The sequence below is a fragment of the Candidatus Allofournierella merdipullorum genome, assembly GCF_048426865.1.
GTDB classification, from domain to species: Bacteria; Bacillota; Clostridia; order Oscillospirales; family Ruminococcaceae; genus Allofournierella_A; species Allofournierella_A merdipullorum.
The window spans coordinates 1-20,964 of the sequence record NZ_DBFNWJ010000059.1; the positions used below are offsets into that span (position 1 = coordinate 1).

Below are 20,964 nucleotides of genomic sequence, written 5' to 3' on the forward strand. Positions count from 1 at the left end.
TATTTTCCTAATTGAATGTAAAAAAATTTTGTTGCTATAATGAGGGCAATGAGGTGTGCTCTAAAATTTTTCGAGCAAGGAGGGTATTTTTATGAAATATGTACAAACGGAACACGCGCCCGCCGCCATCGGGCCTTATTCCCAGGCGCTGGTCACCGGCGGGCTCGTGTTCACTTCCGGCCAGATCCCGCTGGACCCTGCCACCGGCGCGGTGGTGGAGGGCGGCGTTGAAGCCCAGGCCGAGCAGGTGATGAAGAACCTGGCGGCGGTGCTGGAAGAGGCCGGCAGCGGGCTGGACAAAGCGGTCAAGACCACCTGTTTTCTGGCGGATATGAACGACTTTGCGGCGTTTAACGAGGTGTATGCCCGCTACTTCACCGGAAAGCCCGCCCGCAGCTGCGTGGCGGTTCGCCAGCTGCCCAAGAGCGTGCTGGTGGAAGTGGAGGTCATCGCCGAACTCGGCTGACAAAAAGGAGGATACAGCAATGGATATCAAGTCCAAGATGAACGACCGTTTCCGTGACCTGCAGGGCGGCCTGTTTCTGGAAGTGACCAAAGCGGACGTGGGCGAGGGCGCCGGCAACTTCATGAAGGCCGGCGGCGACATCATGGCCTGGGCGGACCCCTTCTTCCCCGACCCCTCCATGCCGGAGTCGGTGAAAAAGGCGATGGTGGAAGCCATCGAGGGCGGCTTCCCCGCCCACTACAGCATGCCCATCGGCCTGTATGAGCTGCGCGAGGCGCTGGCCGAGCACATCACCGAGCGCACGGGTATCCCCATCGACCCCAGCCGCAACGTCATCGTGACCCCCGGCTCGGACAGCGGCCTTCTGTTCGCCATGATGCCCTTCATCGAAGAGGGCGACGAGATCATGGTGCCCAACCCCAGCTACCCCAGCAACTTCCTCAACGGCAAACTGCTGGGCGGCGTGACGGTTCCGGTGCCGCTGTATGAGGAGGACAACTACCAGATCCGCATCGAGGAGTTCGAAAAGCGGCTGACCCCCCGCACCAAGATGGTGCTGATGAGCCACCCCAACAACCCCACCACCACAGTGTTCCGGCGGGAAGGGCTGGAGGAGCTGTGCCGCTTCATCGTGAAGAACGACCTGATCCTGGTGTGCGACCAGGCCTTTGAGGACCACATCTACGACGGCATCGAGTTCGTGGCCCCCTGCACCCTGCCCGGTATGTGGGAGCGCACCCTCACCGTCTGCTCCATCTCCAAGGGCATCGGCCTGTCGGGCCTGCGCATCGGCTACATCTACACCAACGACCGCATCATGGACGTGCTCTACGGCGGCGCGGTGAACGTGCTGGGTGCGGCCAGCACCGCTTCCTCCATCGGCGCCATCGCGGCCATCAAGGACAAGGAGCTGCTGAAGAGCAACTACGAGCGGCTGGAGCGCCGCCGCCGTCTGGCCTACGAGGTGCTGTCCACCACGCCGGGCGTGAAGATGAAGATGAGCGAAAGCGGAATCCTCTCCTGGCTGGATATCAGCGCCCTGGGCACCTGCGCCGAGGTGAGCGAGTATCTGATGGAGCACGCCCGCATCATGGTCAACCAGGGCACGCCCTACGGCAGCCAGGGCGAGGGCCACATCCGCATCGTCACCGCCTGCTTTGCGAAGGACGAGGACGCGGTGGAGCGGTTCGAGCGCATCAAAGCGGCACTGACTCAGATGGCCAGGGAAAAGGGCGTCATCTGAGAAAAGCAAACATAAGCGGCAAAATTTGAGGTATCGTGTGAAAGGAGTGTTTTCCCCATGCCAGAAAAAAAGGAGCGCCTGGAATTCAGAGGCGGCATGTTCATGTCGCTGATCCCTGTTGCGATCTTCTTCGCCTTCTGTATCTTTCTGTTCGTGATCTGCAAGGCATTCAACATGGAGAGCCTTGCCATGGGCGGCTTTGTGGCGCTGCTCATCGGCGGCGCGTTCTGCAAGAGCTACACCAAGTTCTGGGACGCCGCCATTAAGGGCATTTCCTCCATTTCGTCCGTGTCGGTCATCGTCATCTTCTTCGTCATCGGCATGTTCTCCGCCCTGATGAAGGAGAGCGGTCTGTCCGGCGGCTTCGTGTGGCTGGCCAACGCGGTGGGCATCCAGGGCGGCCTGTTCGTGGCCTTCGTGTTCTTTGCCACCTGCGTCATCTCCACCGCCACCGGCTCGTCCATCGGCACCATGTTCACCGCCTTCCCCATCTTCTACCCGGCGGGCCTGGTGCTGGGCGGCAGCCCCATGTTCCTGGCGGGCGCCATCGTCTCCGGCGCTGTGTTCGGCGACAACCTGGCCCCCATCTCCGACACCACCATCGCTTCCGCCTCCACCCAGCAGTATCGTGACGGCCATCCCGCCGACGTGGGCGGCTGCGTGAAGAGCCGTTTGAAGTACTCCGCCGTGGGCGGCGTCATCGCGCTGGTCCTGTTCGCCGTTCTGGGCGGCATGGGCGGCACCTACCAGGGCGGCTCCATCGACGCTCTGTCCAATCCCACCAGCCTGGTCATGCTGATCCCCGTGATCATCATGCTGGTGGTGGCCACCAAGAGCCGCAACATCTTCCTGGGCATCTTCGTGGGCTTGGTGCTGGGCCTGGCCACCGGCCTGGGCTTCGGCCTGTTCCCCTTCTCCGCCGTGTTCAGCAATGACCCCGCTAACAACGTGGCCGGCGGCTTCCTCATCACCGGTATCTCCGGCATGCTGGGCACCGTGGGCCTGGTCATCGCCGTGTTCGGCATCATGGGCGTGCTCTCCGAGGCGGGTATGCTGGAGTGGCTGGTGGATAAGATCCTCAACAGCCGCATGGCCCAGACCGACCGGGGCGCCGAGTTCGCCTGCATGATCGGCATCTCCATCACCACCCTGATCTTCGGCGGCGTCACCAGCGCCTCCATCCTCACCTTCGGCCCGGTGCTCAACAAGATCGGCATGGCCAAGGGCATCCACCCCTACCGCCGCGCCAACATGCTGGACGCCATCGCCAACAGCCTGCCGGCTATCGTGCCCTTCCTGAGCGTGTTCGTGTTCATCGGCGCCGCGCTCACCGGCCTGTCCCCCGTCACCGTGGCGGGCGGCTGCCTCTACGCCTTCACCCTCTTCGGCACCATGGTGTTCGCTCTGGCCACCGGCTGGGGCCGCGACTACGAGGGCGAGAACGGCGAAGCGCTGAAGAAGAAACCCGAATAAGTCCTCTTCCGGCTTCTCTCTCATGATAAAGGGGAACGCCCCGCGCGCTGCGCGGGGCGTTCCCCTGTTTTTGCTCATCGGTCCCGCAAACGCCACAGCGCCGCCGCCACTGCCAGAAACGCCGCGGCCAGCAGGCCCATGGCCCCCAGCAGCAGGCCGGGATCCCGGCGCACCGCCGCCCAAAGGCCCGCCTCGGCCTCCTGCTCCTGGGCCACCGGGGTGGGCGCGGGCGTGGCCTCGGGGCCGGGGGTGGGGGCGGGTGGCGCCACCACCGCGCCGTCCAGGTCTGCCGCCAGCCGGTCCGCCGCCAGCATGCAGGCGGCCTCAAGGGGAGCTTGCATGTCCGGGTTGATGGCGGTCTGATTCTCCTCGTTCACGCCGGCGTACTCGTTGGCCAGCAGAAACAGCTGCACCCCCGCGTCGCTGAAAAAGGTCTCCCACACCAGCGCCCGGAAGCCCTCGGCGTCGCCGGTGTCCGCCCCGCCGAACTGGGCGGCCACGAACGCCTCCGACCGGGCGGCCGCGGGGTCTCGGGCGGCCGCCAGCTCCGAATAGTAGCCTTCCAGCGCGGCGGAGAGGGACTGGCCCTCGGTCAGCCGCTGGCCCACGTTTACCCCGTCCACATCCGCCAGCCAGTCGCTCAGCGGGAAATAGCCGCTGCCGCCGGGGTCGCCGAAGCTGGCCGAAAGGGCCTCGTAACAGACCGACACATCCTCCGAAAGCCCCTGCACCGACGCCGCCAGCTGCACGCAGTCGCCGCCCCAGGAGCACACGATCTGGGGCATCCCATAGCCGTAGCCCGCCCCGGCGGCGGCCACAAGGTGCAGAAAGTCCACATCTTCCCCGGTGGGCAGGGTCACCGTCCGCAGGCTGCGCAGCGCCTCAAGGCCCGGGTCGGCCTGCTGCACATGGGCGCGGAAGTCCTCGTCGCCGCCGCCCAGCACCAGGCTCCACAGCGGATCGTCGTAGCGCGCTTCGCACAGATAGTTCACCGTCAGCGTCACCGGGTCGCTGCCCGGATGCTCGCCGGCCCAGCCTTCCGCCAGCTCTTCCAGCCGGCGCACATCTTCCAGGGTGACCTCCAGCGCGGGGCTTTCGGCCCGGGCGGCAAAGGGGCCCGCCGCCAGCGCGGCGAGACACAGCGCCATCACGGCGGCGGCAAAACGGCGGATCATGGGCGGCACCTCCTGCGGCATTCAAAAATGTACCCTCTATGATACAGGACCCGGCCCCCGCCGTCAAATCGGGGCGCGCCCCTTGCGGCCGGGGCGGGCGCGGGTGTAGACTAAAAACAGAAAAGGAGGGAGCCGGAATGAACAGGGAAAAACTCGCAACAGTCGTGTTCTGGGTGAGCCTGCCGCTCCTGGCGGTGTGCACCTGGCTGGCGCTGACCCTCCCGATGAAAGTGGCCACCGGCATCCCCGGCGAAAGGGTGACGCTGGGCATGAGCGTGAGCCAGGTCATCGAACAGGCCGGCCCGCCGGACCGGACGGTCCAGGAGGACGGGGTGCGCCTGTGTTACTTTCACTATGACCACCGGGAGCTGTTCGGCCATGCCGCCGCCGTGAGTTATACCTTCAATGGCCGGCAGGAGAGCCGCCGCGCCCATGTCACCGAGGTGTCGGTGAGCATGGAGTTTGAGACGCAGGCGGAGTGCGACCGGATGCTGGAAACGCTGTGCGCCCATTTCCGGGAACTGATGGAGGGCGAGCCCTGCTTTGCGGAATCCGCCAGTCAGGGCCCGGCGCGCGCCTGGGACCCGCCGGACCTGCTGCAAAGACGGGGATTTTCCAGCACTGTGCGCGTCGTGCGCATTTCCCAGCTGCCCGACAGGATCACGCTGTCGGTGCGGGGAAGTCTGTGACGGAGAAGAAGAAAAAGAGAGCAAAACGACTTTTTCAACAGCCGCCCACCGGAAAAGGAGGAATGACGGAGCGGTACGAGAAAAGCCCGGTCAAACGACCGGGCTTTTTGAATGGAGCAAAGTCCATGGGCCGTCCCCCCGGGCGGCGGGGCCCCCGCAAAAGTTTGCGAAGCAGAATTTTGTGGGGAAGTGAGGAGCAGCAGAATGAGCGCGCGGTGATTTTTGAAAAAAATCGTCGCAAGCGATATGGCGCTTGCGACGAACTGGTGGGCCAGGCAGGGTTCGAACCCGCGACCAATCGGTTATGAGCCGACAGCTCTGACCAGCTGAGCTACTGGCCCGTGTGATACCCGTCTATTATACCAGCCGTGCCCCGAAAAGGCAAGGCGAAAGGCGGGTTCAGGGCCGGTCAGGCTCCTGCGGGCGGGGTGCGGCGTTCAGCTTCTTGGCTAGAAAGGCGTCCAGCACCTGCCGGGGGAACACCGGTTCCCGGTAGCCGAAGGCCTCCCGCAGGAAGTGCAGTGTCACCACCGTCTGCTTGCCGGCGTCCAGCCGCAGGGCGTAGAGGGTGTCCACCGGCTGGCCGGTGGGCTTGTGTAGCGTGAAGTGCAAAAGGAAACTGCCGTCCGGCTGGCGGGTGCAGTCGTATTCAAACTCGTCCTGCTCGCCGCGGGCGGCCAGCGCGTCCAGACACTCGTCGAAGGCCAGCGGGGTGCGGTATTCCAGGCACCCGTCGCCGTCGGGGGCCTTTTTTTGGCGCTTTGCTTCCAGCTGCTTTGCCAGCTTCCAGCACAGCACGGCCGCCGCCGCGACCAGCACAAGGGACAGAATGGCGGGCATGGACATACCTCCTCAGGGCGCGGGCTTGCTCAGCGTGCGCTTGTAGAACAACAGGAAAACAGTGAGGGTGGTGACGCTGGCGATGATGTCCGACGCGGGCTCCGCCAGATAGATGGCGAAAGGGTCGCCGCCCATCAGCATGGGCAGAAGAATGGCCAGCGGCACCAGCAGGATGACTTTGCGCAGTGACGCCAGGAACAGGCTCACCTTCGCCTGCCCCAGGCCCATGAAAGCCGCCTGGCAGCTCATCTGCGCGCCGAAGGCCCAGATGCCGCCAAAGAATACCGGCATCGCCTTCACCGTCAGCTCAATGAGGGCGGCGTCAGAGGTGAACATGCGGGTCAGCGGCCAGGCCAGCAGACACACAAACACAAAGGCGCTGCAGGTGTAGGTCAGGCTGATGAGGAACACCCGCTTGAAGGTGGCCCGCACCCGGTCCAGATTCTTCGCGCCGTAGTTGTAGCTGAGGATGGGCTGGGTGCCCTGGGTCAGGCCCTGCAGCGGCATCACCAGCAGCTGCATCACGCTTTGCAGGATGGTGATGGTGCCCATGTAAAGCTCGCCGCCGTAGCGGGCCATGCCCCGGTTGAGGGTGATGGTCACAAGGCTCTCGGTGCTCTGCATGATGAAGGGCGAAACGCCCAGCGCGGCCACGCTGGCCAGCACCGGGGCGGAGAACCGCAGGTTCTTTGCCCGGATGCGCAGCACGCTGCGCCCCGACAGAAGAAACGCCAGCACCCACGCGGCGCTCACCGTCTGGCTGAGCACGGTGGCAATGGCCGCGCCCTGCACGCCCATGTCGAACACGAAGATGAACAGCGGGTCCAGCACGATGTTCAGCACCGCGCCGATGGCCACGCTGATCATGGCGGTTCCGCTGCGGCCCTGGGCGCTGATGAAGGTGTTGAGGCCCAGCGCCAGCTGCACGCTCACCGTGCCCCACAGGTAGATGGTGATGTAGTCCTCGGCGTAGGGCAACAGGTCGCCCGTTGCGCCGAAGGCGATGAGGATGGGGGTGCGGAACAGCTGGAACACCGTCGTCAGCGCCACGCTCAGCACCAGCAGCAGCGAAACGCAGTTGCCCAGGATCTGCTCGGCGCCCTCCTTGTCGCCCGCGCCCAGGCGGATGCCCGCCCGGGGCGCGCCGCCCATGCCCGCGAAGGCCGCGAAGGCGGACACGATCATCAGCACCGGGAAGGTCACGCCCACGCCGGTGAGGGCGGCGGCGCCGATGTCCGGGATGTTGCCGATGTACATCCGGTCCACCACGTTGTAGAGCACGTTGATGAGCTGCGCCGCCACCGCCGGCAGCGACAGCTTTACGATAAGCCCGCCGATGGGCGCGTGACCCAGCAGGCGGTCACTGTCCGACAGGGGGGCGGAATGCGCGTCAGAAACAGACAAAGCGGAAGTCTCCTTTCAAGGGCCCGGGCGGCGGCCCCGGCTTGCGGGGGGCGCGGCGGGTGTGGTATAATGGCCCAAAACACGCCATATGATTTCCCGGGAAGCCCGCGCCGTGCGCGGGGCCTTTTTCCATTATAGCACGCCCGCCGGCCGAAGGAAAGGCCGGCCGCCGGAAGGAGACCGCTGTGAACGTTCGACTGACCCTGTCCAAAAAGACCTATTACGCCCTGGGTATGCTCAGCGCCGCCCTGACCATGGCCGCCGCTTTGGGGGCCGCGGTGCGCTTTCCCATGGCGCTGGCGGAGAACCTGGCCACCCTGCTCACCCTGCTGATGCTGGGCTTTCTGGCCAGCGTGAAGGGCACCACCAAACAGGACAAAAAAGCCCTTGTGGGCTGCATCGTCATTCAAGTGCTGGCGCTGGCGCTGCCCGCGGCGCTGCTGCAGCATCTGCTGCTGGCGCTGGTGTGGCCCTGCTTCGCCGGCTGGGAAAAAGCCGCCGACCCCCGCCTCGCCCCCCAGTTCCGGGTTTTGGCCGCCGCCGAAGCGCTGTGGTTCGCGGCCCGGGTGCTGGTGCTGCTGGGCGGCGCCGAGGTGCTGGGCCTGTTCATGAATCTCTGCGGCCTGGCCACGGGCGCGGCCCGCGGCTGGCTCACCCTCACCCTCTACCGCCGCCAGCGGGACGAGGGCTGACCCCGCCCCCTTTACACCTTCGCCCCGCCGGGGCGCCGACCAATGGAGAAACTGCCATGAAACACCTTCGCTTGAAAGCCGCGGCGCTGGCCGCCGCCCTCGCCCTGCTCTGCGCCGGCTGCGGCGCGCCCGCCTCCAGTGCGCCCGCCTCGTCCGGCGGGGCCGCCTCCGCTCCCGTTTCGTCTGCCCCCGCCCCCTCCTCCGCCCCGGCCCAGGAGACCGGGACGTTGGGCGAATACCGGGCCATGTGGGTGAGTTATCTGGAATGGGAGAGCTTCGATTTTTCCAGCGAGGCGGCCTTTACCGCCGACGCGGACGAGATGATGCAAAACTGCGCCGACATGGGCCTGAACGTGGTCATCGCCCAGGTGCGGCCTTTCGCCGACGCCCTCTACCCCAGCGAGCTGTTCCCCTGGAGCCACCTGTGCACCGGCGTCCAAGGCCAGGACCCGGGCTTTGACCCGCTGGCCATTCTGGTGGAGTCGGCCCACAGCCACGGCCTGGAACTGGAGGCCTGGCTCAATCCCTACCGGGTGCGGCTGAACGCCACCCGCCCGGCGGGCGAGCTGGCCGCGGATAACCCCGCTGTCCTCCACCCCGAGTGGGTGAAGGAGGTGGACGGCGGGCTCTACCTTGACCCCTCCCTGCCCGCGGTGCGCCAGCTCATCACCGACGGCGTTCTGGAAATTCTGCGCAACTACGATGTGGACGGCATCCACTTCGACGACTACTTCTACCCCACCACCGACCCCTCCTTCGACGAGGCGGAGTACGCCGCCTCGTCCAGCGGCCTTTCCCTGGAGGAGTGGCGGCGGGAGAACGTGAACCAGCTGATGCGCCAGGTCTACGCCGCCGTGAAGGCGGAAAAGCCGGCGGTGCGGTTCGGCGTGAGTCCCCAGGGGAATATGGACAACAATTACAACTCTCAGTATAGCGATGTCTCCCTGTGGATGGCCGAGGGCGGCTATGTGGACTATGTGCTGCCCCAGCTGTATTGGGGCTACGGCTACACCACCGGCTCCGGCAGCACCCGCTATGCCTTTGAGAACATCAGCGCCGAGTGGGCGGCGCTGGAGCGCGCGCCCAGCGTGGCGCTCTACTTCGGCCTGGGGGCCTACCGCATCGGTGACGGCGACGGCGGCAACTACGCCGAAGCCCAAAGCGGCTGGCAGACCGGCCACACCCTGGCGGACATGGTGGAGGACGGCCGGGCGCTGGGGGCGGACGGCTATGTGCTCTACCGCTACGACTTCCTGTATAAAAACGGCGCCTGGGCAGACCTGGCGGCCCAGGAAGTGGAAAACCTCAAGACGGTCAACGTCCAGTGACATAAAAAAGAGCCCGGCTCAAAGCCGGGCTCTTTTTTGTCCCGCCCGCAAAAGGGGCGGCCATGATCCCTCGGGGCATCCGCCCCGGTGCGCGCGTCAGGGGTTCTGACCTGCTTCGCAGGCGGCCTTGCGGCGGCTGTAATAGCCGTCGGTCCAGCCGAGGTACAGTCCGCCGCCCACAAGGTAGAAAACGGCGGTGAGGGCAAACCCGGTGGTCAGGCCCACCGGCTGCTGCAAAAAGCCCATCAGCAGCGAGCCAAGACCGATGCCCACGTCGTAGGAGAGCATGTAGGTGGCGTTGGCCACGCCCCGCTGGGGCGGCGGCGTGGTGCCGGTGACGAAGGCCTGGAACAGGGGCTGCAGAATGCCGTAGCCCACGCCAAAGAAGAAGCCCGCCGCCAGCAGGTGAACGCCGGTGGAGAGGAACAGATAGCTGGCCATGGTGAGGATGAGCACCAGCAGGCTGGCGCACACCAGCGCCCGGTGGTTGCCGGCGTCGATGTGCTTCTGGGTGGACAGTTTGGACGCCAGCATCCCCGCCACCAGAAAAACGTAGAAGTAGGGCAGCCAGGGAGTGAGGCCCTTCTCCTGGGCCAGGATGGAGGAGTAGGCGATGACCGCCCCGTAGGGGATCATCAGAAACATCATGTTCAGCATGAAGGGCAGCGCCGGGGCATAGATGGACTCCTTCAAAGAGAACCTGCCCCGCTACACCTTGGGGTATTTGATGCGGCACAGGCTCACGCAGACCAGCGCCGCCACCGCGATGCCGAAGATGGTGAGGAAGGAGGCACGGCTGCTCAGATTCTCCTGCACTTGCAGGCCCACAAAGGGCCCCAGGGCCATGCCGATGGACACGGTGAAGGCGAAGCGGCTGATGCCCTGGGTGACCTTGGCGGCGGGCAGCACGTCTCCCGCCAGGGTCATGGTGGCGGAGCCGCACACCGAGTAGACCGCGCCCATGTACAGCCGCACCACGATCAGCGCCCCGAACACCGGGAAGGCCAGAAACGCCGGGAAGGACAGGCAGAACAGCGCCAGAAAAATAAGATACACTCGATAGCGGTTGAAGTTGTCCAGCAGATAGCCGGCCACCGGGCGGAACAGGATGGTGGCCACCGACATGGCGGTGAGCACGATGCCCACCTTCGAGCCGGTGATGCCGATCTCTTCGCAGTAGAGCGGAATGATGGGGATGGAGGCATAAAATGCCGCCAGCACCAGCAGATTTGTGATGAACAGGAGGATGAACCGCCGGTTCCATATCCTTTCGTTTTTTTCCATGGATACCCTTCTTTACAAAAAAATATAGTGGCAACTGCCACCATATTTAGTGTAACACCCGGGCGGGGCGCTGTCAATATCCGGTTGCAGTTGCCACCTGTTTGAGGTATAATGCAGGGGAAGAAACAAGGAGGTGGCCCCATGCAGCCCATTGCCGACAGTCCCTTGCGCAGCCTTTCCATCCTCTACCGCAAAAGCCACATCTGGCTCAGCGAGGGGTGCGCCCCCTGCGGCCTCACAGCGGCCCAGGCGGTGGTCATTTTAGTGGTGTGCGACCACGGGGCCCTCACCCAGGACGAGATCACCAAGCGCCTCTCGCTGGACAAAAGCGTGGTGGCCAAAACGGTGGCGAAACTGGAGGAGACGGGCTTCCTCTCCCGGCGCACCAACCCCAAAGACAAGCGCACCTACGACATCCACCCCACCGAAAAGGCGGTGGCGGTCTATCCTGCCCTGCAAAGCCAGATCGAGGCGGGCTTTGGCCGCATGACCGCCCGCATGACAAAGGAGGAGCGGCGGCAGTTCCAGCGGCTGCTGGCGCTGGCGGCGGATGCCTGCCTGGAGCCGGAAGACTGACCCAAAAAACGCCGGGCAGGAAACCCCTGCCCGGCACTTTTTGTGCAACCCGGGAAAGACTTCTCGACAAATTTCCGCAGGAGAACTATAATATTTTTAATAAACGTTTTTTATACGGAGGGCAAACGGCCCGCCGCGCCGAGAGGAAAAGGAGTGGATGTGCGATGACAGATGAAGCCAAGAATCAGGTCTACCAGATCCTGGTGGAAGAGTGTCCTCCGGGCGGCAGTATCCCCATGACGCGGGTGGGCGAGATCCTGCGGGAAGGCGGCGTCACGCCCCAGTCCCTCGGCTACGGAAAGCTCAAGAAAATGCTGGAGGATATGCCGGATGTGGTGAAGCTCAGCAGCAAGACCACCGAATCCGGCCTGGGGCAGGTCTGGTATGCGACCCTGCAGCCCCGCAAGAGCAAGAAAAAGAAGAACAAGGCCCCCGCGCCGGTTCAGGCTCCCGCACCCGCCGAATCCCCCGCGCCCGCTCAGGCTCCTGCCTCTGCCGAGGCCCCTGCGGCGGCTGAGACCCCCGCCCCCGCCGAGACCCCGGCGCCCGTCGAGGCCGTGGAGGAACTGCCCGCCACCATGGACCGGGACGAAATCTTCTTCCCGGTGGCAGCCCAGAAGCATGTGAGCGCCTTCCTGCTGAATCAGCCGGAGGCCGCCCTCTCCCGGGAACTGCTGGAGGAGATCCAGGAGAACTACCTGGCCTGCCGCAGCCGGAACGGCCTGGTGCCGGACGCCGCCCACAACTCCTACGGCTTCCCGCTGGAGCGGAGGAACGCCGCGGGCAATCTGGTGTGGATCTACATCTCCCGCAGCACCCGGGAGGACGGCGCGCCCTGGTATGTGAGCTTTATCAAGGAGGAGGCCGAGGGCGAGTCTCAGGAACCGGCCTACAAGACCTGCCGGCCCAGCGCCGCGCTGCGCAAGTTTGCCTACCTGGGCAACGGCGAGGCCTTCCTGCGGGATTTGGCCGAGCACGTCCAGGAGGAGGAATGGTCCTTTGAGGGCGGCAAGCCCTACGCCATTCTCCACCGTTACATCACCTACACCTTCTACCGCCTGGTCTGCCAGGACAAGATCTGCATTGCCGACGACGGCAGCTTTGCCGCCTTCAACACGGGCCTGCAGTCCCGCCGGCTGGGCGAGGACGTGTTCGCCTACTTCACCCCCAGCGGCGACAACGAGCGCAGCCCCTGGCGGTTCAGCTGCTTCTGCTCCACCGACAGCGGCGACCAGGGCGAGCGTTGGTGCTACAAGAAGATGTTCAGCACCAAGGGCGAGCCGGAACCCGCCACCTACTTCACCCATATGTCCGACCTGTTGCTGGACCCGGACTGCAACGTGCAGCTCTCCTCCGACCACATTTTCCACGACAACTGTAACCGCCTGCCCATGGACCTGCTCAAGAAGGAGTGCTCCATCAACCCCGAGGCGATGGAGCTTCTGGAGCAGATCGAGGCCACGGGCAGCGAGCGGCAGCGGGAGTCGCTGTTCGAACGGCTGGGAGACGTGATCTGCAACGACTTCGACCTCTACGCGCTTTTGAACGAGCGGCTGGACAGCGCCCTCAAGCGCACCCTCAAGCGGGTGCGGCGCAACTGGAAGCTGGCGGTGCCCTGCTTCTTCCCCACCCGCAACGTGATGAGCATGATGCTGCCCATCGCCTTCAAGCCCACCGGCGACCCGGAACTGGTGCTGGTGTGCGAGCGCACCCGCTCCGGCGACTATCTGGGCCAGACCATCCTCACCCTGCCCATGGCCTATGTGGACGCGCGTCTGCTCTGCCGGCCCGGCAGCGAGTGGCTGAACACCCAGCGCATCCTGCGCAGCGACGACGACTGGGATCTGGACGACGAGGATTAACACACAAAACAAAGCGCCGGAAGGGAATTTCCCGTCCGGCGCTTTTTGATGTATCGGAACCGTCAGTTCTTGTCGAACTTGTCCCGCAGGTTCTTGAAGAAGCCCTTGCGCTGCTCGTAGTTGTCGTCCTTGAGGCTCTGCTCAAAGGCATTCAGCGCCTCCCGCTGGGCGCGGGTGAGCTTTTTGGGGATCTCCACCATGACTTTCACGTACTGGTCGCCCCGGCCGCGGCCGCCCAGATACTGGATGCCCTTGCCCCGCAGCCGGAAGGTGGTGCCGCTCTGGGTGCCTTCGGGCACGTTGTACTCCACCTTGCCGTCCACGGTGGGCACCACGATGGACGCGCCCAGCACCGCCTGGCTGTAGGTGATGGGCACCGTGACCCACACATCGTAGCCGTCCCGCTCAAACATGGGGTCCGGCCGCACGGTGATGATCACGATCACGTCGCCGGCAGGGCCGCCGTTCACGCCGGCGTCGCCCTGGCCCCGCAGCGCGATGCTCTGGTCGTCGCCGATGCCCGCGGGAATTTTTACCTCCAGCGACTTCTTCACGGCCACCTTGCCGGTGCCGTGGCAGTGGGCGCAGGGGGTCTTGACGATCTTGCCCTTGCCGCCGCAGCGGGAGCAGGGCTGACGCTGCTGCATCACCATGCCGCCCATGCGCAGGCTGCGGTTCACATAGCCCGCGCCGCCGCAGTCCGGGCAGGTCTCGGGGCTGGTGCCCTTGGCCGCGCCGGTGCCGGAGCACTCGGGGCAGGTGTCCTGCTTGGTGATGGTGATGGTCTTGGTGCAGCCGTGAGCCGCCTCCATGAAGCCCAGCACCAGACTCACCCGCACGTCCGCGCCCTTGCGGGGGGCGTTGGGGTTGGCCCGCTGGCCGCCGCCAAAGCCGAAGCCGCCGCCCATGCCGCCGAACAGGTCGCCGAAGATGTCGCCCAGGTCCACGCCGCCCATGCCGCCAAAGCCGCCGAAGCCGCCCGCGCCGGGGCCGCCGGCCCCCGCGCCGTAGCTGGGGTCCACGCCGGCAAAGCCGAACTGGTCGTAGCGGGCGCGCTTCTCCTTGTCGCCCAGCACCTCATAGGCCTCGTTCACCTCTTTGAACTTCGCCTCGGCCTCTTTGTCGCCGGGGTTCAGATCCGGGTGATATTTTTTCGCCTGTTTGCGATACGCCTTTTTCAGGTCCTCCTCGGTGGCGTTTTTCGCCACGCCCAGGACCTCATAGTAATCGCGTTTGTCTGCCATACCTTATTCACCTGTGTCTGCCCGCCGGGCGGGCTCTCTTTCCTCGAAGTGGCGGGCCGTTTTAGCCCAGAATGCCTCCCCTTGAAGACCAAGGGGAGGCTGATGGTCGGATTTATACTTCCTTGAAGTCGGCGTCCACCACACCGTCGTCGGGCTTGCCGGCGTTACCGGCATTGCCCGCGTCCGCGCCGGGGGCGCCCGCCGCACCGGCGGCCTGGGCGTTCTTGTACAGCTCCTCGCTGATGGCGTAGAAGGCCTTCTGGACCTCCTCCTGCTTTGCCTTGATGGCCTCGATGTCGGTGCCCTTCAGAGCCTCTTTCAGCTCGTTCAGCTTGGCTTCGACCTCGGCCTTCTTGGAAGCGTCCACCTTGTCGCCCAGTTCGTTCAGGGTCTTCTCGGTCTGGAACACCATCTGGTCGGCGCCGTTGCGCACATCCACTTCCTCGCGGCGCTTCTTGTCCTCGGCAGCGAACTGCTCGGCCTCGCGCACGGACTTCTCGATGTCCTCCTTGCTCATGTTGGTGGAGGCGGTGATGGTGATGCTCTGCTCCTTGCCGCTGCCCAGGTCCTTGGCGCTCACGTGCACGATGCCGTTGGCGTCGATGTCAAAGGTGACCTCGATCTGAGGCACGCCGCGGGGAGCGGCGGGGATGCCGTCCAGCTTGAACATGCCCAGGCTCTTGTTGTCGCGGGCAAACTCACGCTCGCCCTGCAGCACGTTCACTTCCACGCTGGGCTGGTTGTCGGCGGCGGTGGAGAAGATCTGGCTCTTCTTGGTGGGGATGGTGGTGTTGCGCTCGATGATCTTGGTGCAAACGCCGCCCAGGGTCTCGATGCCCAGGCTCAGCGGGGTGACGTCCAGCAGCAGGATGCCGCCCACTTCCTTGTTCAGAACGCCGCCCTGGATGGCAGCGCCGATGGAAACGCACTCGTCGGGGTTGATGCCCTTGAAGGGCTCGGTGCCCATCTCCTTCTTAACGGCCTCCTGCACGGCGGGGATACGGGTGGAACCGCCCACCAGCAGCACCTTGCCCAGGTCAGAGGGCTTCAGGCCGGCGTCGGCCATGGCCTTGCGGACAGGGCCCATGGTGCGCTCCACCAGGTCGGCGGTCAGAGCGTCGAACTGGGCGCGGGTAAGGGTGGTGTCCAGATGCTTGGGGCCGGTGGCGTCGGCGGTGATGAAGGGCAGGTTGATGGCGGTGCTGGTCACGCCGGACAGCTCGATCTTCGCCTTCTCGGCGGCCTCCTTCAGGCGCTGCGCGGCCATCTTGTCCTGACGCAGGTCGATGCCGTTCTCCTTCTGGAAGTTGTCGGCCAGCCAGTCGATGATGCGCTGGTCAAAGTCGTCGCCGCCCAGGTGGGTGTCGCCGTTGGTGGCCAGAACTTCGGTCACGCCGTCGCCCATCTCGATGATGGACACATCGAAGGTGCCGCCGCCCAGGTCGTAGACCATGATCTTCTGGTCAGAGTCCTTGTCGGCGCCGTAGGCCAGAGCCGCGGCGGTGGGCTCGTTGATGATGCGGCGCACGTTCAGGCCGGCGATGGTGCCGGCGTCCTTGGTGGCCTGACGCTGGCTGTCGTTGAAGTAGGCGGGCACGGTGATGACCGCGTCGGTGACCTTCTCGCCCAGGTAAGCCTCGGCGTCTGCCTTCAGCTTGGCCAGGATCATGGCGCTGATCTGCTGGGGGTTGTAGTCCTTGCCGTCGATGTTCACCTTGTAGTCGGTGCCCATGTGGCGCTTGATGCTGCTCACGGTGCGGTCGGGGTTGGTGATGGCCTGGCGTTTTGCCACCTGGCCCACCAGACGCTCGCCGGTCTTGGTGAAGCCCACCACGCTGGGGGTGGTGCGGGCGCCTTCGGCGTTGGCGATGACGACGGGCTCGCCGCCCTCGATGACGGAAACACAGCTGTTGGTGGTGCCAAGGTCGATGCCAATGATTTTACTCATAGTATATCTCTCCTTATTTATACTCAAATGGGATGGAATGTTTTGATATGGGAAAGGGCCGTTCGCCCTTTTCAGCGGGATTATTCGGCCACGATGACCGTGGCGTGGCGGATGACCTTGTCACCCAGTTTGTAGCCCTTCTGGAACACCTGCAAAACGGTGCCGCTCTCCTCGCCGTTCTCGGCGGGCTTCTGCATCACCGCGTTGTGCACCGCCGGGTCGAAGGGCAGCCCCAGCGCGGGGATCTCCTCCACCTTGAGGGCTTCAAAGGCGGCCTTTGCTTTTTCCAGCGTCAGGGTCACGCCCTTTTTGAAGTTCTCGTCGGCGGTGGGGGCGGCTTCGGCCATCTCCAGCGTGTCCAGAATGGTGAGGATCTTGCCCACCGCGTGGGCTACGCCGCCCCCGAAGGCGGCGTCCTGCTCCCGGGCCGAGCGCTTGCGGAAGTTGTCGTACTCGGCGGCGGTGCGCAGCAGCCGGTCCTTGGCTTCATCCGCCTCGGCCCGGGCCTTTTCGGCCTCGGCTTTGGCGGCGGCCAGCTGGGCCTCCAGATCCTTCTTGGTCTCTTTCTTTTCCTTCGCGGGGGCCTTCTCCGCCTTGGGGGCGGTTTCGGCCTCGGGGGTCGTGGTCTCGGCGGCCTCTTCGGGCCGGATGTTGGCTTCGTCCATCATTGCGGGTCCTCCTGTGCCTTGCCGGCCATGCACTCGCCGAGCTTCAAGGCAAAATAGTCAAGAACGGGCACCAGCTGCTCAAAGGGCATCCGGGGGGGGCCCAGCAGGGCGATGGCCCCGGTGAGGCCGCCGCCGGCCAGGTAGCGCTTGCTCATGAAGCACAGCCCCGGCAGCGGACGCTGCAGGTCCTCGCCCAGCAGCACGGTGGTGCGGCCGGTGCGAGGGGTGATGAGCCTTCCGGCCCGTTCGTCGTCGGTGAAAAGTTCCAGCACCCGGGGCAGAAGGCCGGTGAGTTCCGGCCAGCGCATCAGGTACTGCAGCCCCTGGGGATAGGTGCGGGCGCGGGCGGCTTCCCGAAGCAGGGCCGCCGCGGCGTTCAGCACCGGGTAGAGCTCCTGCCCCCGCTGGCCCAGCTCGGCGGCCAGGTTCGCCAGCACAGCGCCGGTCAGGTCTGCCGGGGCCACGAAGGTCAGCCCCCGGTTCAGCACATCGGCCAGCAGCGCCGCGTCCTCACTGGTGAGGTCGGTCTCCAGCCGGGCCACACGGGTGCGCACGCCGCCGGCGCTGGTCACCGCCAGCACCGCCGCGGTGCAGCGGCCCACCTGCACCACCTCGTAGTGGGCGATGCACAGATCGTCCGCCCGGGGGGTGGTGGCCGCCACCATGAAGCCGGAATAATCCGCCAGCGCCGCCGCCGCGCCCGCCGCAAGCCGTTCCGGCTCGTAGTCGAGCCCGGCGAAGATGTGGTCGATCTCCGCCTTCTGCCGGGCGCTAAGGCCCGGCGCGGGGCGCATCAGATTGTCCAGATAATAGCGGTAGCCCTTGGCGCTGGGCACCCGGCCCGCGCTGGTGTGGGGCTGTTCCAGAAGGCCCAGCTTTGTCAGCGCGGCCATCTCGTTGCGCAAGGTCGCGCTGGACACCGCCATGTCGAAATACTGGCAAAGGAGCCCGGAGCCCACCGGCTCACCGCCCTGGGTGTAAAGGGCCACAATGGCCTCCAGCACTCGCTGCTTTCGATCGTCCATTGCCATGCGGCCCACCTCTTTTCTGAAGTTTTAGCACTCAATGCTCCCGAGTGCTAAATTTATTGTACTCCATTTTATCCGTCTGTCAAGGGGGTGGTACGAAAATTTCGCAAAGTTTCATGGTTTGTTCACACACCCCGCCGCCCAGCGAAAAAGCCCGCGCTGTGCCCTTTGGGGCGAAGCGCGGGCATGAGGAAGAAAAGCGGGGCGCGTCAGCTCTCCATCTGCTTTGCCAGAAAGGCGGCGGCAATGGTGAGGGACTTCTGCTCCTCCGGGTTGGGAGCGGCGGTCTTCTCGTCGCTCAGAAGGGCCACCGCCCCCGCCACGTCGCCGGCGGCGATGATGGGCACGGCCATGTGGATGTGGCGGGCGGCGCCCTCGCAGGGGAACTGGCAGTCCTCGGCGCGGCCGGAGTGCAGATAGACGCGGCGGGCGTGCATCAGCTTTTCCAGCGGGATGCTCACCCGCTTTTCCAGGCACTCCTTGCGGGCGGGGCCGCAGGCGGCGATGACGCTGTCCCGGTCGCAGACGATGGCGGTGCGGGAAAGGTTCTTTTGCAGAACTTCGGCGTACTGGGCGGCGAAGGCGGCCATCTCCCCGATGGGCGAATACTTTTTAAAGATGACCTCGCCGTCGCCGGTGGTGAAAATTTCCAGCGGGTCTCCCTGGCGGATGCGCTGGGTGCGGCGGATCTCCTTGGGGATGACCACCCGCCCCAGCTCGTCGATGCGGCGCACGATGCCGGTTGCTTTCATAAGTCGGTTCCTCCCAATGCAGATATTGGCTGCTGGTAGTATTTGCATCCGGGGGAAAAATATGCAGCGGCGGGCAAAAAGAGGCCCGGGGCCTGAAAGGGCCCCGGGCCGTCTGCGTCAGCGATGAAGGGGGTAGTCGCGGCAGGCCTGCACATAGGCCCGGATGTTCTGCCAGGGCACCTCCGGCTCCAGCAGGTGGGTGGGGGCAACGAACAGGCCGCCCTCCTTGGCGATGTCCAGGTTCTTCCACACCTCGGCCCGCACTTCCTCCGGCGTGCCGAAGGGCATCACCGTCTGGGTGCCGATGGTGCCGTGGAACACCAGCCGGTCGTGGTATTTGGCGTAGATCTCACCAAAATCCATGCACTCGCTCTGGATGGGGTTGAGCACGTCGATGCCCGCGTCGATGAGGTCGTCGATGAGCGGCTCAATGAAGCCGCAGGAGTGGTAGAACACGATGATGTCCGGCCGCACCGCCTTCACCTGGGCGATGAGCTTTTTCAGCCGGGGCTGGATCCACTGGTTGTACAGCTCCCGGCTCATCATGATGCTGCGCTGCATGCCGATGTCGTCGCCCAAAAACAGGATGTCGCAGCCGGCGTTAGCGTACAAAAGGGCCCGCTGGGTGCTCATGGCGGCCACCCGGTCCAGAAGGGCGGCGGCCATCTCCTCGTCGGTCATCATGTCCATCATCAGGTTTTCCATGCCCCGGATGTACCAGGAGGTCTCCCAGATGGTGCACTGCATGTTGCCCACCGACGCGATGCCCCGTTTGTGCAGCGCCTCGACCCGCTCTTTCAGATCGGCGTTGTTTTTCAGCGAGTAGGTGGGCAGAGGGTAATCCAGAATGTCCTGCACATCCTCCGCGTCCCCCAGGGGGAAGAGCATCTTGGTCATGTGCATGGAGGTGGGGGTGGACTCGTGCCCCACGCCCCACTCGTCGATGGTCACCCGCTCGTTCAGACGGCCTTCGTGGTATTTTTCAAACCGGGTCAGGTCGGTGTCGTCGGGCACAAGGTCGCCCACCCGCCGCCAGGGCAGCTGGAAATAGTCCTCATAGGGCATTTCGGGCTGGTTTTCTCCCGGCGGTAGTCCTCGATGAGGCTGGGGCAGAGCATGAACTCCGCCGGCACGAACTCGTAGGGCTGGCGGCGCAGAAGCGCCAGCAGATTTTCCCGCTGTGTCATACAAGACCGTCTCCTTTTCTGTCGTTGGTTTGATTCTATTGTAGCGCGGCCGGGGCGGCGGCGTTTTCAAAAATCGGAAGCCGGGGCGGCGGGATTTGCTTTTTTTGACGGAGAAATTCGGCCGGGCGGCGGCCTTGTGCGGGCGGGGCGGAGTGTGGTATATTCAAGGAGAAACAAGCGGCAAAGGGGGGGCGGGCTGATGCCGGCGGACGAATACCTGCAGGCGGTGCTTTTGGGGCGGGACACCCTGGACGCCGTGGACAACGCGGCGGTGCGCGCCCTGCCTCCCGGCGACCATTTCGCCACCCATCTGCACAGCACGATGGAGCTCATCATCTGCACCGGGGGCAGCATCACCCTCACCCTGTTCCGCACTCCCGTCACCCTGGCGCCGGGGGAGTATCTGGTGGTCTATCCCCAGATCCCCCACTGCTCCGACGCGGGGCCGCAGGGGTGCGGCATCCTGCAGCTCCACTTTCACACCGAGGTGTTCCAGCGGCTGTTTTCCGACACGCTGCAGGACCGGGAGCTGTATTTCCTCATCGACCTGGCCATGAAGCGCCGCCGCTTTCTCAAGCAGACGGCCAGCCCCCAGTTCTACGACTGCGCGCTGTACCTCAAAGAGGAGCTGGAGCAAAAGCGGCCCAACTACCGACGCATGTGCGACCTCTACCTCTTCCAGCTCATCCTGCTGCTCAGCCGGCAGGTGGGGGCGGGGGTGGCGCCGGTCAGCTCGCTGCAAAACCGGCATCTGATGACCGCCGCCCAGTACATCCAGCAGCACTACGCCGAAAAGATCACCGCCGCCCAGGTGGCGGAATACTGCGGGGCAACGCCCCGGCGGCTGTCGGCGCTGTTCTCGCAGCATCTCAACATGAACTTCTCCACCTACCTCATCTACTTCCGCATCAACAGGGCCGTCGAGCTCATGGACCTGCACGGGGGGAACTATCCCCTCACCCGCCTCGCGCTGGACACGGGCTTTGGCAGCCTGGCCCATTTTTCCGCCACCTTCAAGGAGAAAATGGGCGTGGCCCCCACCCGCTACTTCGGCCTGCAGAAGGGCGGCCCCGATATAATAAGGTAAAGACCACCCCCAAAAGGA

General features: G+C 64.8%; 21 protein-coding genes and 1 tRNA gene. 9 read left to right on the forward strand and 13 right to left on the reverse strand.

The annotated features are described in order from the left end of the window. Positions 1-91 precede the first annotated feature (91 nt). Genes ACMNAY_RS10855 through ACMNAY_RS10865 form a run of 3 tightly spaced genes read left to right on the forward strand, consistent with a single transcriptional unit; the run spans position 92 to position 3,182 of the window. On the forward strand, positions 92-466 hold the full coding sequence (locus tag ACMNAY_RS10855; RefSeq protein WP_394968595.1) for a RidA family protein: 375 nt from the start codon (positions 92-94) through the stop codon (positions 464-466). A 19-nt stretch (positions 467-485) separates the two neighbouring features. Further along, positions 486-1,709 carry a pyridoxal phosphate-dependent aminotransferase gene (locus ACMNAY_RS10860; protein WP_418719397.1) on the forward strand — a complete coding sequence of 408 codons (1,224 nt, stop codon included), beginning with the start codon at positions 486-488 and terminating at the stop codon, positions 1,707-1,709. 57 nt (positions 1,710-1,766) lie between these two features. Next, positions 1,767-3,182, forward strand: coding sequence for a Na+/H+ antiporter NhaC family protein (locus tag ACMNAY_RS10865; protein ID WP_418719398.1), 1,416 nt, complete (start codon positions 1,767-1,769; stop codon positions 3,180-3,182). A 74-nt stretch (positions 3,183-3,256) separates the two neighbouring features. Here the strand turns inward: ACMNAY_RS10865 and ACMNAY_RS10870 are convergent, their stop codons facing one another. After that, positions 3,257-4,357 carry a hypothetical protein gene (locus ACMNAY_RS10870; RefSeq protein ID WP_418719399.1) on the reverse strand — a complete coding sequence of 367 codons (1,101 nt, stop codon included), beginning with the start codon at positions 4,355-4,357 and terminating at the stop codon, positions 3,257-3,259. A 137-nt stretch (positions 4,358-4,494) separates the two neighbouring features. Between ACMNAY_RS10870 and ACMNAY_RS10875 the strand changes: the two genes are divergently transcribed. Next, the gene (locus ACMNAY_RS10875; RefSeq protein ID WP_418719400.1) at positions 4,495-5,046 is read left to right on the forward strand and encodes a hypothetical protein; all 552 of its coding nucleotides are present in this window, start codon (positions 4,495-4,497) and stop codon (positions 5,044-5,046) included. Positions 5,047-5,310: 264 nt separating this feature from the next. Here ACMNAY_RS10875 and ACMNAY_RS10880 read toward each other — a convergent pair. From ACMNAY_RS10880 to ACMNAY_RS10890, 3 genes are all read right to left on the reverse strand, one after another. Beyond that, positions 5,311-5,387, reverse strand: a tRNA-Ile gene (locus ACMNAY_RS10880). A 58-nt stretch (positions 5,388-5,445) separates the two neighbouring features. Beyond that, positions 5,446-5,886 (reverse strand): hypothetical protein, encoded by a 441-nt coding sequence (locus ACMNAY_RS10885; RefSeq protein WP_418719401.1) that lies wholly within the window; start codon positions 5,884-5,886, stop codon positions 5,446-5,448. A gap of 12 nt (positions 5,887-5,898) precedes the next feature. Continuing rightward, on the reverse strand, positions 5,899-7,290 hold the full coding sequence (locus ACMNAY_RS10890) for an MATE family efflux transporter (protein ID WP_418719402.1): 1,392 nt from the start codon (positions 7,288-7,290) through the stop codon (positions 5,899-5,901). Positions 7,291-7,475: 185 nt separating this feature from the next. Here ACMNAY_RS10890 and ACMNAY_RS10895 point away from each other — a divergent pair, with 185 nt between their 5' ends. Next, complete coding sequence (locus tag ACMNAY_RS10895) at positions 7,476-7,982, forward strand: hypothetical protein (RefSeq protein WP_418719403.1); 507 nt, start codon at positions 7,476-7,478, stop codon at positions 7,980-7,982. A gap of 56 nt (positions 7,983-8,038) precedes the next feature. Further along, positions 8,039-9,310: a glycoside hydrolase family 10 protein gene (locus ACMNAY_RS10900; RefSeq protein WP_418719404.1), complete on the forward strand. Its 1,272-nt coding sequence runs from the start codon at positions 8,039-8,041 to the stop codon at positions 9,308-9,310. 96 nt (positions 9,311-9,406) lie between these two features. On the opposite strand, the gene ACMNAY_RS10905 is transcribed toward ACMNAY_RS10900, so the two are convergent. Further along, entirely contained in the window at positions 9,407-10,003 is a 597-nt protein-coding gene (locus tag ACMNAY_RS10905) for an MFS transporter (RefSeq protein ID WP_394977168.1), read from the reverse strand. 15 nt (positions 10,004-10,018) lie between these two features. Further along, on the reverse strand, positions 10,019-10,594 hold the full coding sequence (locus ACMNAY_RS10910; RefSeq protein WP_394977166.1) for an MFS transporter: 576 nt from the start codon (positions 10,592-10,594) through the stop codon (positions 10,019-10,021). Positions 10,595-10,735: 141 nt separating this feature from the next. On the opposite strand from ACMNAY_RS10910, the gene ACMNAY_RS10915 reads away from it, so the two are divergent. Further along, a complete protein-coding gene (locus ACMNAY_RS10915; protein WP_418719405.1) occupies positions 10,736-11,170 on the forward strand; it encodes a MarR family winged helix-turn-helix transcriptional regulator in 435 nt (144 codons plus the stop codon). A gap of 164 nt (positions 11,171-11,334) precedes the next feature. Next, positions 11,335-13,032: a DUF3825 domain-containing protein gene (locus ACMNAY_RS10920; protein WP_418719406.1), complete on the forward strand. Its 1,698-nt coding sequence runs from the start codon at positions 11,335-11,337 to the stop codon at positions 13,030-13,032. 62 nt (positions 13,033-13,094) lie between these two features. Here the strand turns inward: ACMNAY_RS10920 and dnaJ are convergent, their stop codons facing one another. The 7 genes from dnaJ to ACMNAY_RS10955 all read right to left on the reverse strand — a co-directional run bounded on the left by dnaJ (position 13,095) and on the right by ACMNAY_RS10955 (position 19,859). Then, complete coding sequence (gene dnaJ / locus ACMNAY_RS10925) at positions 13,095-14,276, reverse strand: molecular chaperone DnaJ (RefSeq protein WP_418719407.1); 1,182 nt, start codon at positions 14,274-14,276, stop codon at positions 13,095-13,097. 112 nt (positions 14,277-14,388) lie between these two features. Then, positions 14,389-16,224: a molecular chaperone DnaK gene (gene dnaK / locus ACMNAY_RS10930; protein WP_418719408.1), complete on the reverse strand. Its 1,836-nt coding sequence runs from the start codon at positions 16,222-16,224 to the stop codon at positions 14,389-14,391. An 80-nt stretch (positions 16,225-16,304) separates the two neighbouring features. Further along, positions 16,305-16,892 carry a nucleotide exchange factor GrpE gene (locus ACMNAY_RS10935; protein ID WP_394977156.1) on the reverse strand — a complete coding sequence of 196 codons (588 nt, stop codon included), beginning with the start codon at positions 16,890-16,892 and terminating at the stop codon, positions 16,305-16,307. Continuing rightward, a complete protein-coding gene (hrcA, locus tag ACMNAY_RS10940; RefSeq protein WP_418719409.1) occupies positions 16,889-17,917 on the reverse strand; it encodes a heat-inducible transcriptional repressor HrcA in 1,029 nt (342 codons plus the stop codon). The genes ACMNAY_RS10935 and hrcA overlap by 4 nt, the downstream gene beginning before the upstream one ends. A 212-nt stretch (positions 17,918-18,129) precedes the next feature. Beyond that, the gene (locus ACMNAY_RS10945) at positions 18,130-18,672 is read right to left on the reverse strand and encodes a stage V sporulation T C-terminal domain-containing protein (protein ID WP_394977153.1); all 543 of its coding nucleotides are present in this window, start codon (positions 18,670-18,672) and stop codon (positions 18,130-18,132) included. A 117-nt stretch (positions 18,673-18,789) separates the two neighbouring features. Further along, on the reverse strand, positions 18,790-19,737 hold the full coding sequence (locus tag ACMNAY_RS10950; protein WP_418719410.1) for a uroporphyrinogen decarboxylase family protein: 948 nt from the start codon (positions 19,735-19,737) through the stop codon (positions 18,790-18,792). Continuing rightward, entirely contained in the window at positions 19,665-19,859 is a 195-nt protein-coding gene (locus ACMNAY_RS10955) for a hypothetical protein (RefSeq protein ID WP_418719411.1), read from the reverse strand. The genes ACMNAY_RS10950 and ACMNAY_RS10955 overlap by 73 nt, the downstream gene beginning before the upstream one ends. Before the next feature lie 199 nt (positions 19,860-20,058). Between ACMNAY_RS10955 and ACMNAY_RS10960 the strand changes: the two genes are divergently transcribed. Beyond that, complete coding sequence (locus ACMNAY_RS10960) at positions 20,059-20,946, forward strand: AraC family transcriptional regulator (protein WP_418719412.1); 888 nt, start codon at positions 20,059-20,061, stop codon at positions 20,944-20,946. The last annotated feature ends 18 nt before the right edge of the window (positions 20,947-20,964 follow it).

Coding starts and splice junctions, on each gene's coding strand:
- ACMNAY_RS10855 (WP_394968595.1), top strand. CDS start 92: ATGAAATATGTACAAACGGAACACGCGCCCGCCGCCATCGGGCCTTAT.
- ACMNAY_RS10860 (WP_418719397.1), top strand. CDS start 486: ATGGATATCAAGTCCAAGATGAACGACCGTTTCCGTGACCTGCAGGGC.
- ACMNAY_RS10865 (WP_418719398.1), top strand. CDS start 1,767: ATGCCAGAAAAAAAGGAGCGCCTGGAATTCAGAGGCGGCATGTTCATG.
- ACMNAY_RS10870 (WP_418719399.1), bottom strand. CDS start 4,357: ATGATCCGCCGTTTTGCCGCCGCCGTGATGGCGCTGTGTCTCGCCGCG.
- ACMNAY_RS10875 (WP_418719400.1), top strand. CDS start 4,495: ATGAACAGGGAAAAACTCGCAACAGTCGTGTTCTGGGTGAGCCTGCCG.
- ACMNAY_RS10885 (WP_418719401.1), bottom strand. CDS start 5,886: ATGCCCGCCATTCTGTCCCTTGTGCTGGTCGCGGCGGCGGCCGTGCTG.
- ACMNAY_RS10900 (WP_418719404.1), top strand. CDS start 8,039: ATGAAACACCTTCGCTTGAAAGCCGCGGCGCTGGCCGCCGCCCTCGCC.
- ACMNAY_RS10910 (WP_394977166.1), bottom strand. CDS start 10,594: ATGGAAAAAAACGAAAGGATATGGAACCGGCGGTTCATCCTCCTGTTC.
- ACMNAY_RS10915 (WP_418719405.1), top strand. CDS start 10,736: ATGCAGCCCATTGCCGACAGTCCCTTGCGCAGCCTTTCCATCCTCTAC.
- ACMNAY_RS10920 (WP_418719406.1), top strand. CDS start 11,335: ATGACAGATGAAGCCAAGAATCAGGTCTACCAGATCCTGGTGGAAGAG.
- dnaJ (WP_418719407.1), bottom strand. CDS start 14,276: ATGGCAGACAAACGCGATTACTATGAGGTCCTGGGCGTGGCGAAAAAC.
- dnaK (WP_418719408.1), bottom strand. CDS start 16,224: ATGAGTAAAATCATTGGCATCGACCTTGGCACCACCAACAGCTGTGTT.
- ACMNAY_RS10935 (WP_394977156.1), bottom strand. CDS start 16,892: ATGATGGACGAAGCCAACATCCGGCCCGAAGAGGCCGCCGAGACCACG.
- hrcA (WP_418719409.1), bottom strand. CDS start 17,917: ATGGACGATCGAAAGCAGCGAGTGCTGGAGGCCATTGTGGCCCTTTAC.
- ACMNAY_RS10945 (WP_394977153.1), bottom strand. CDS start 18,672: ATGAAAGCAACCGGCATCGTGCGCCGCATCGACGAGCTGGGGCGGGTG.
- ACMNAY_RS10950 (WP_418719410.1), bottom strand. CDS start 19,737: ATGCCCTATGAGGACTATTTCCAGCTGCCCTGGCGGCGGGTGGGCGAC.
- ACMNAY_RS10955 (WP_418719411.1), bottom strand. CDS start 19,859: ATGACACAGCGGGAAAATCTGCTGGCGCTTCTGCGCCGCCAGCCCTAC.
- ACMNAY_RS10960 (WP_418719412.1), top strand. CDS start 20,059: ATGCCGGCGGACGAATACCTGCAGGCGGTGCTTTTGGGGCGGGACACC.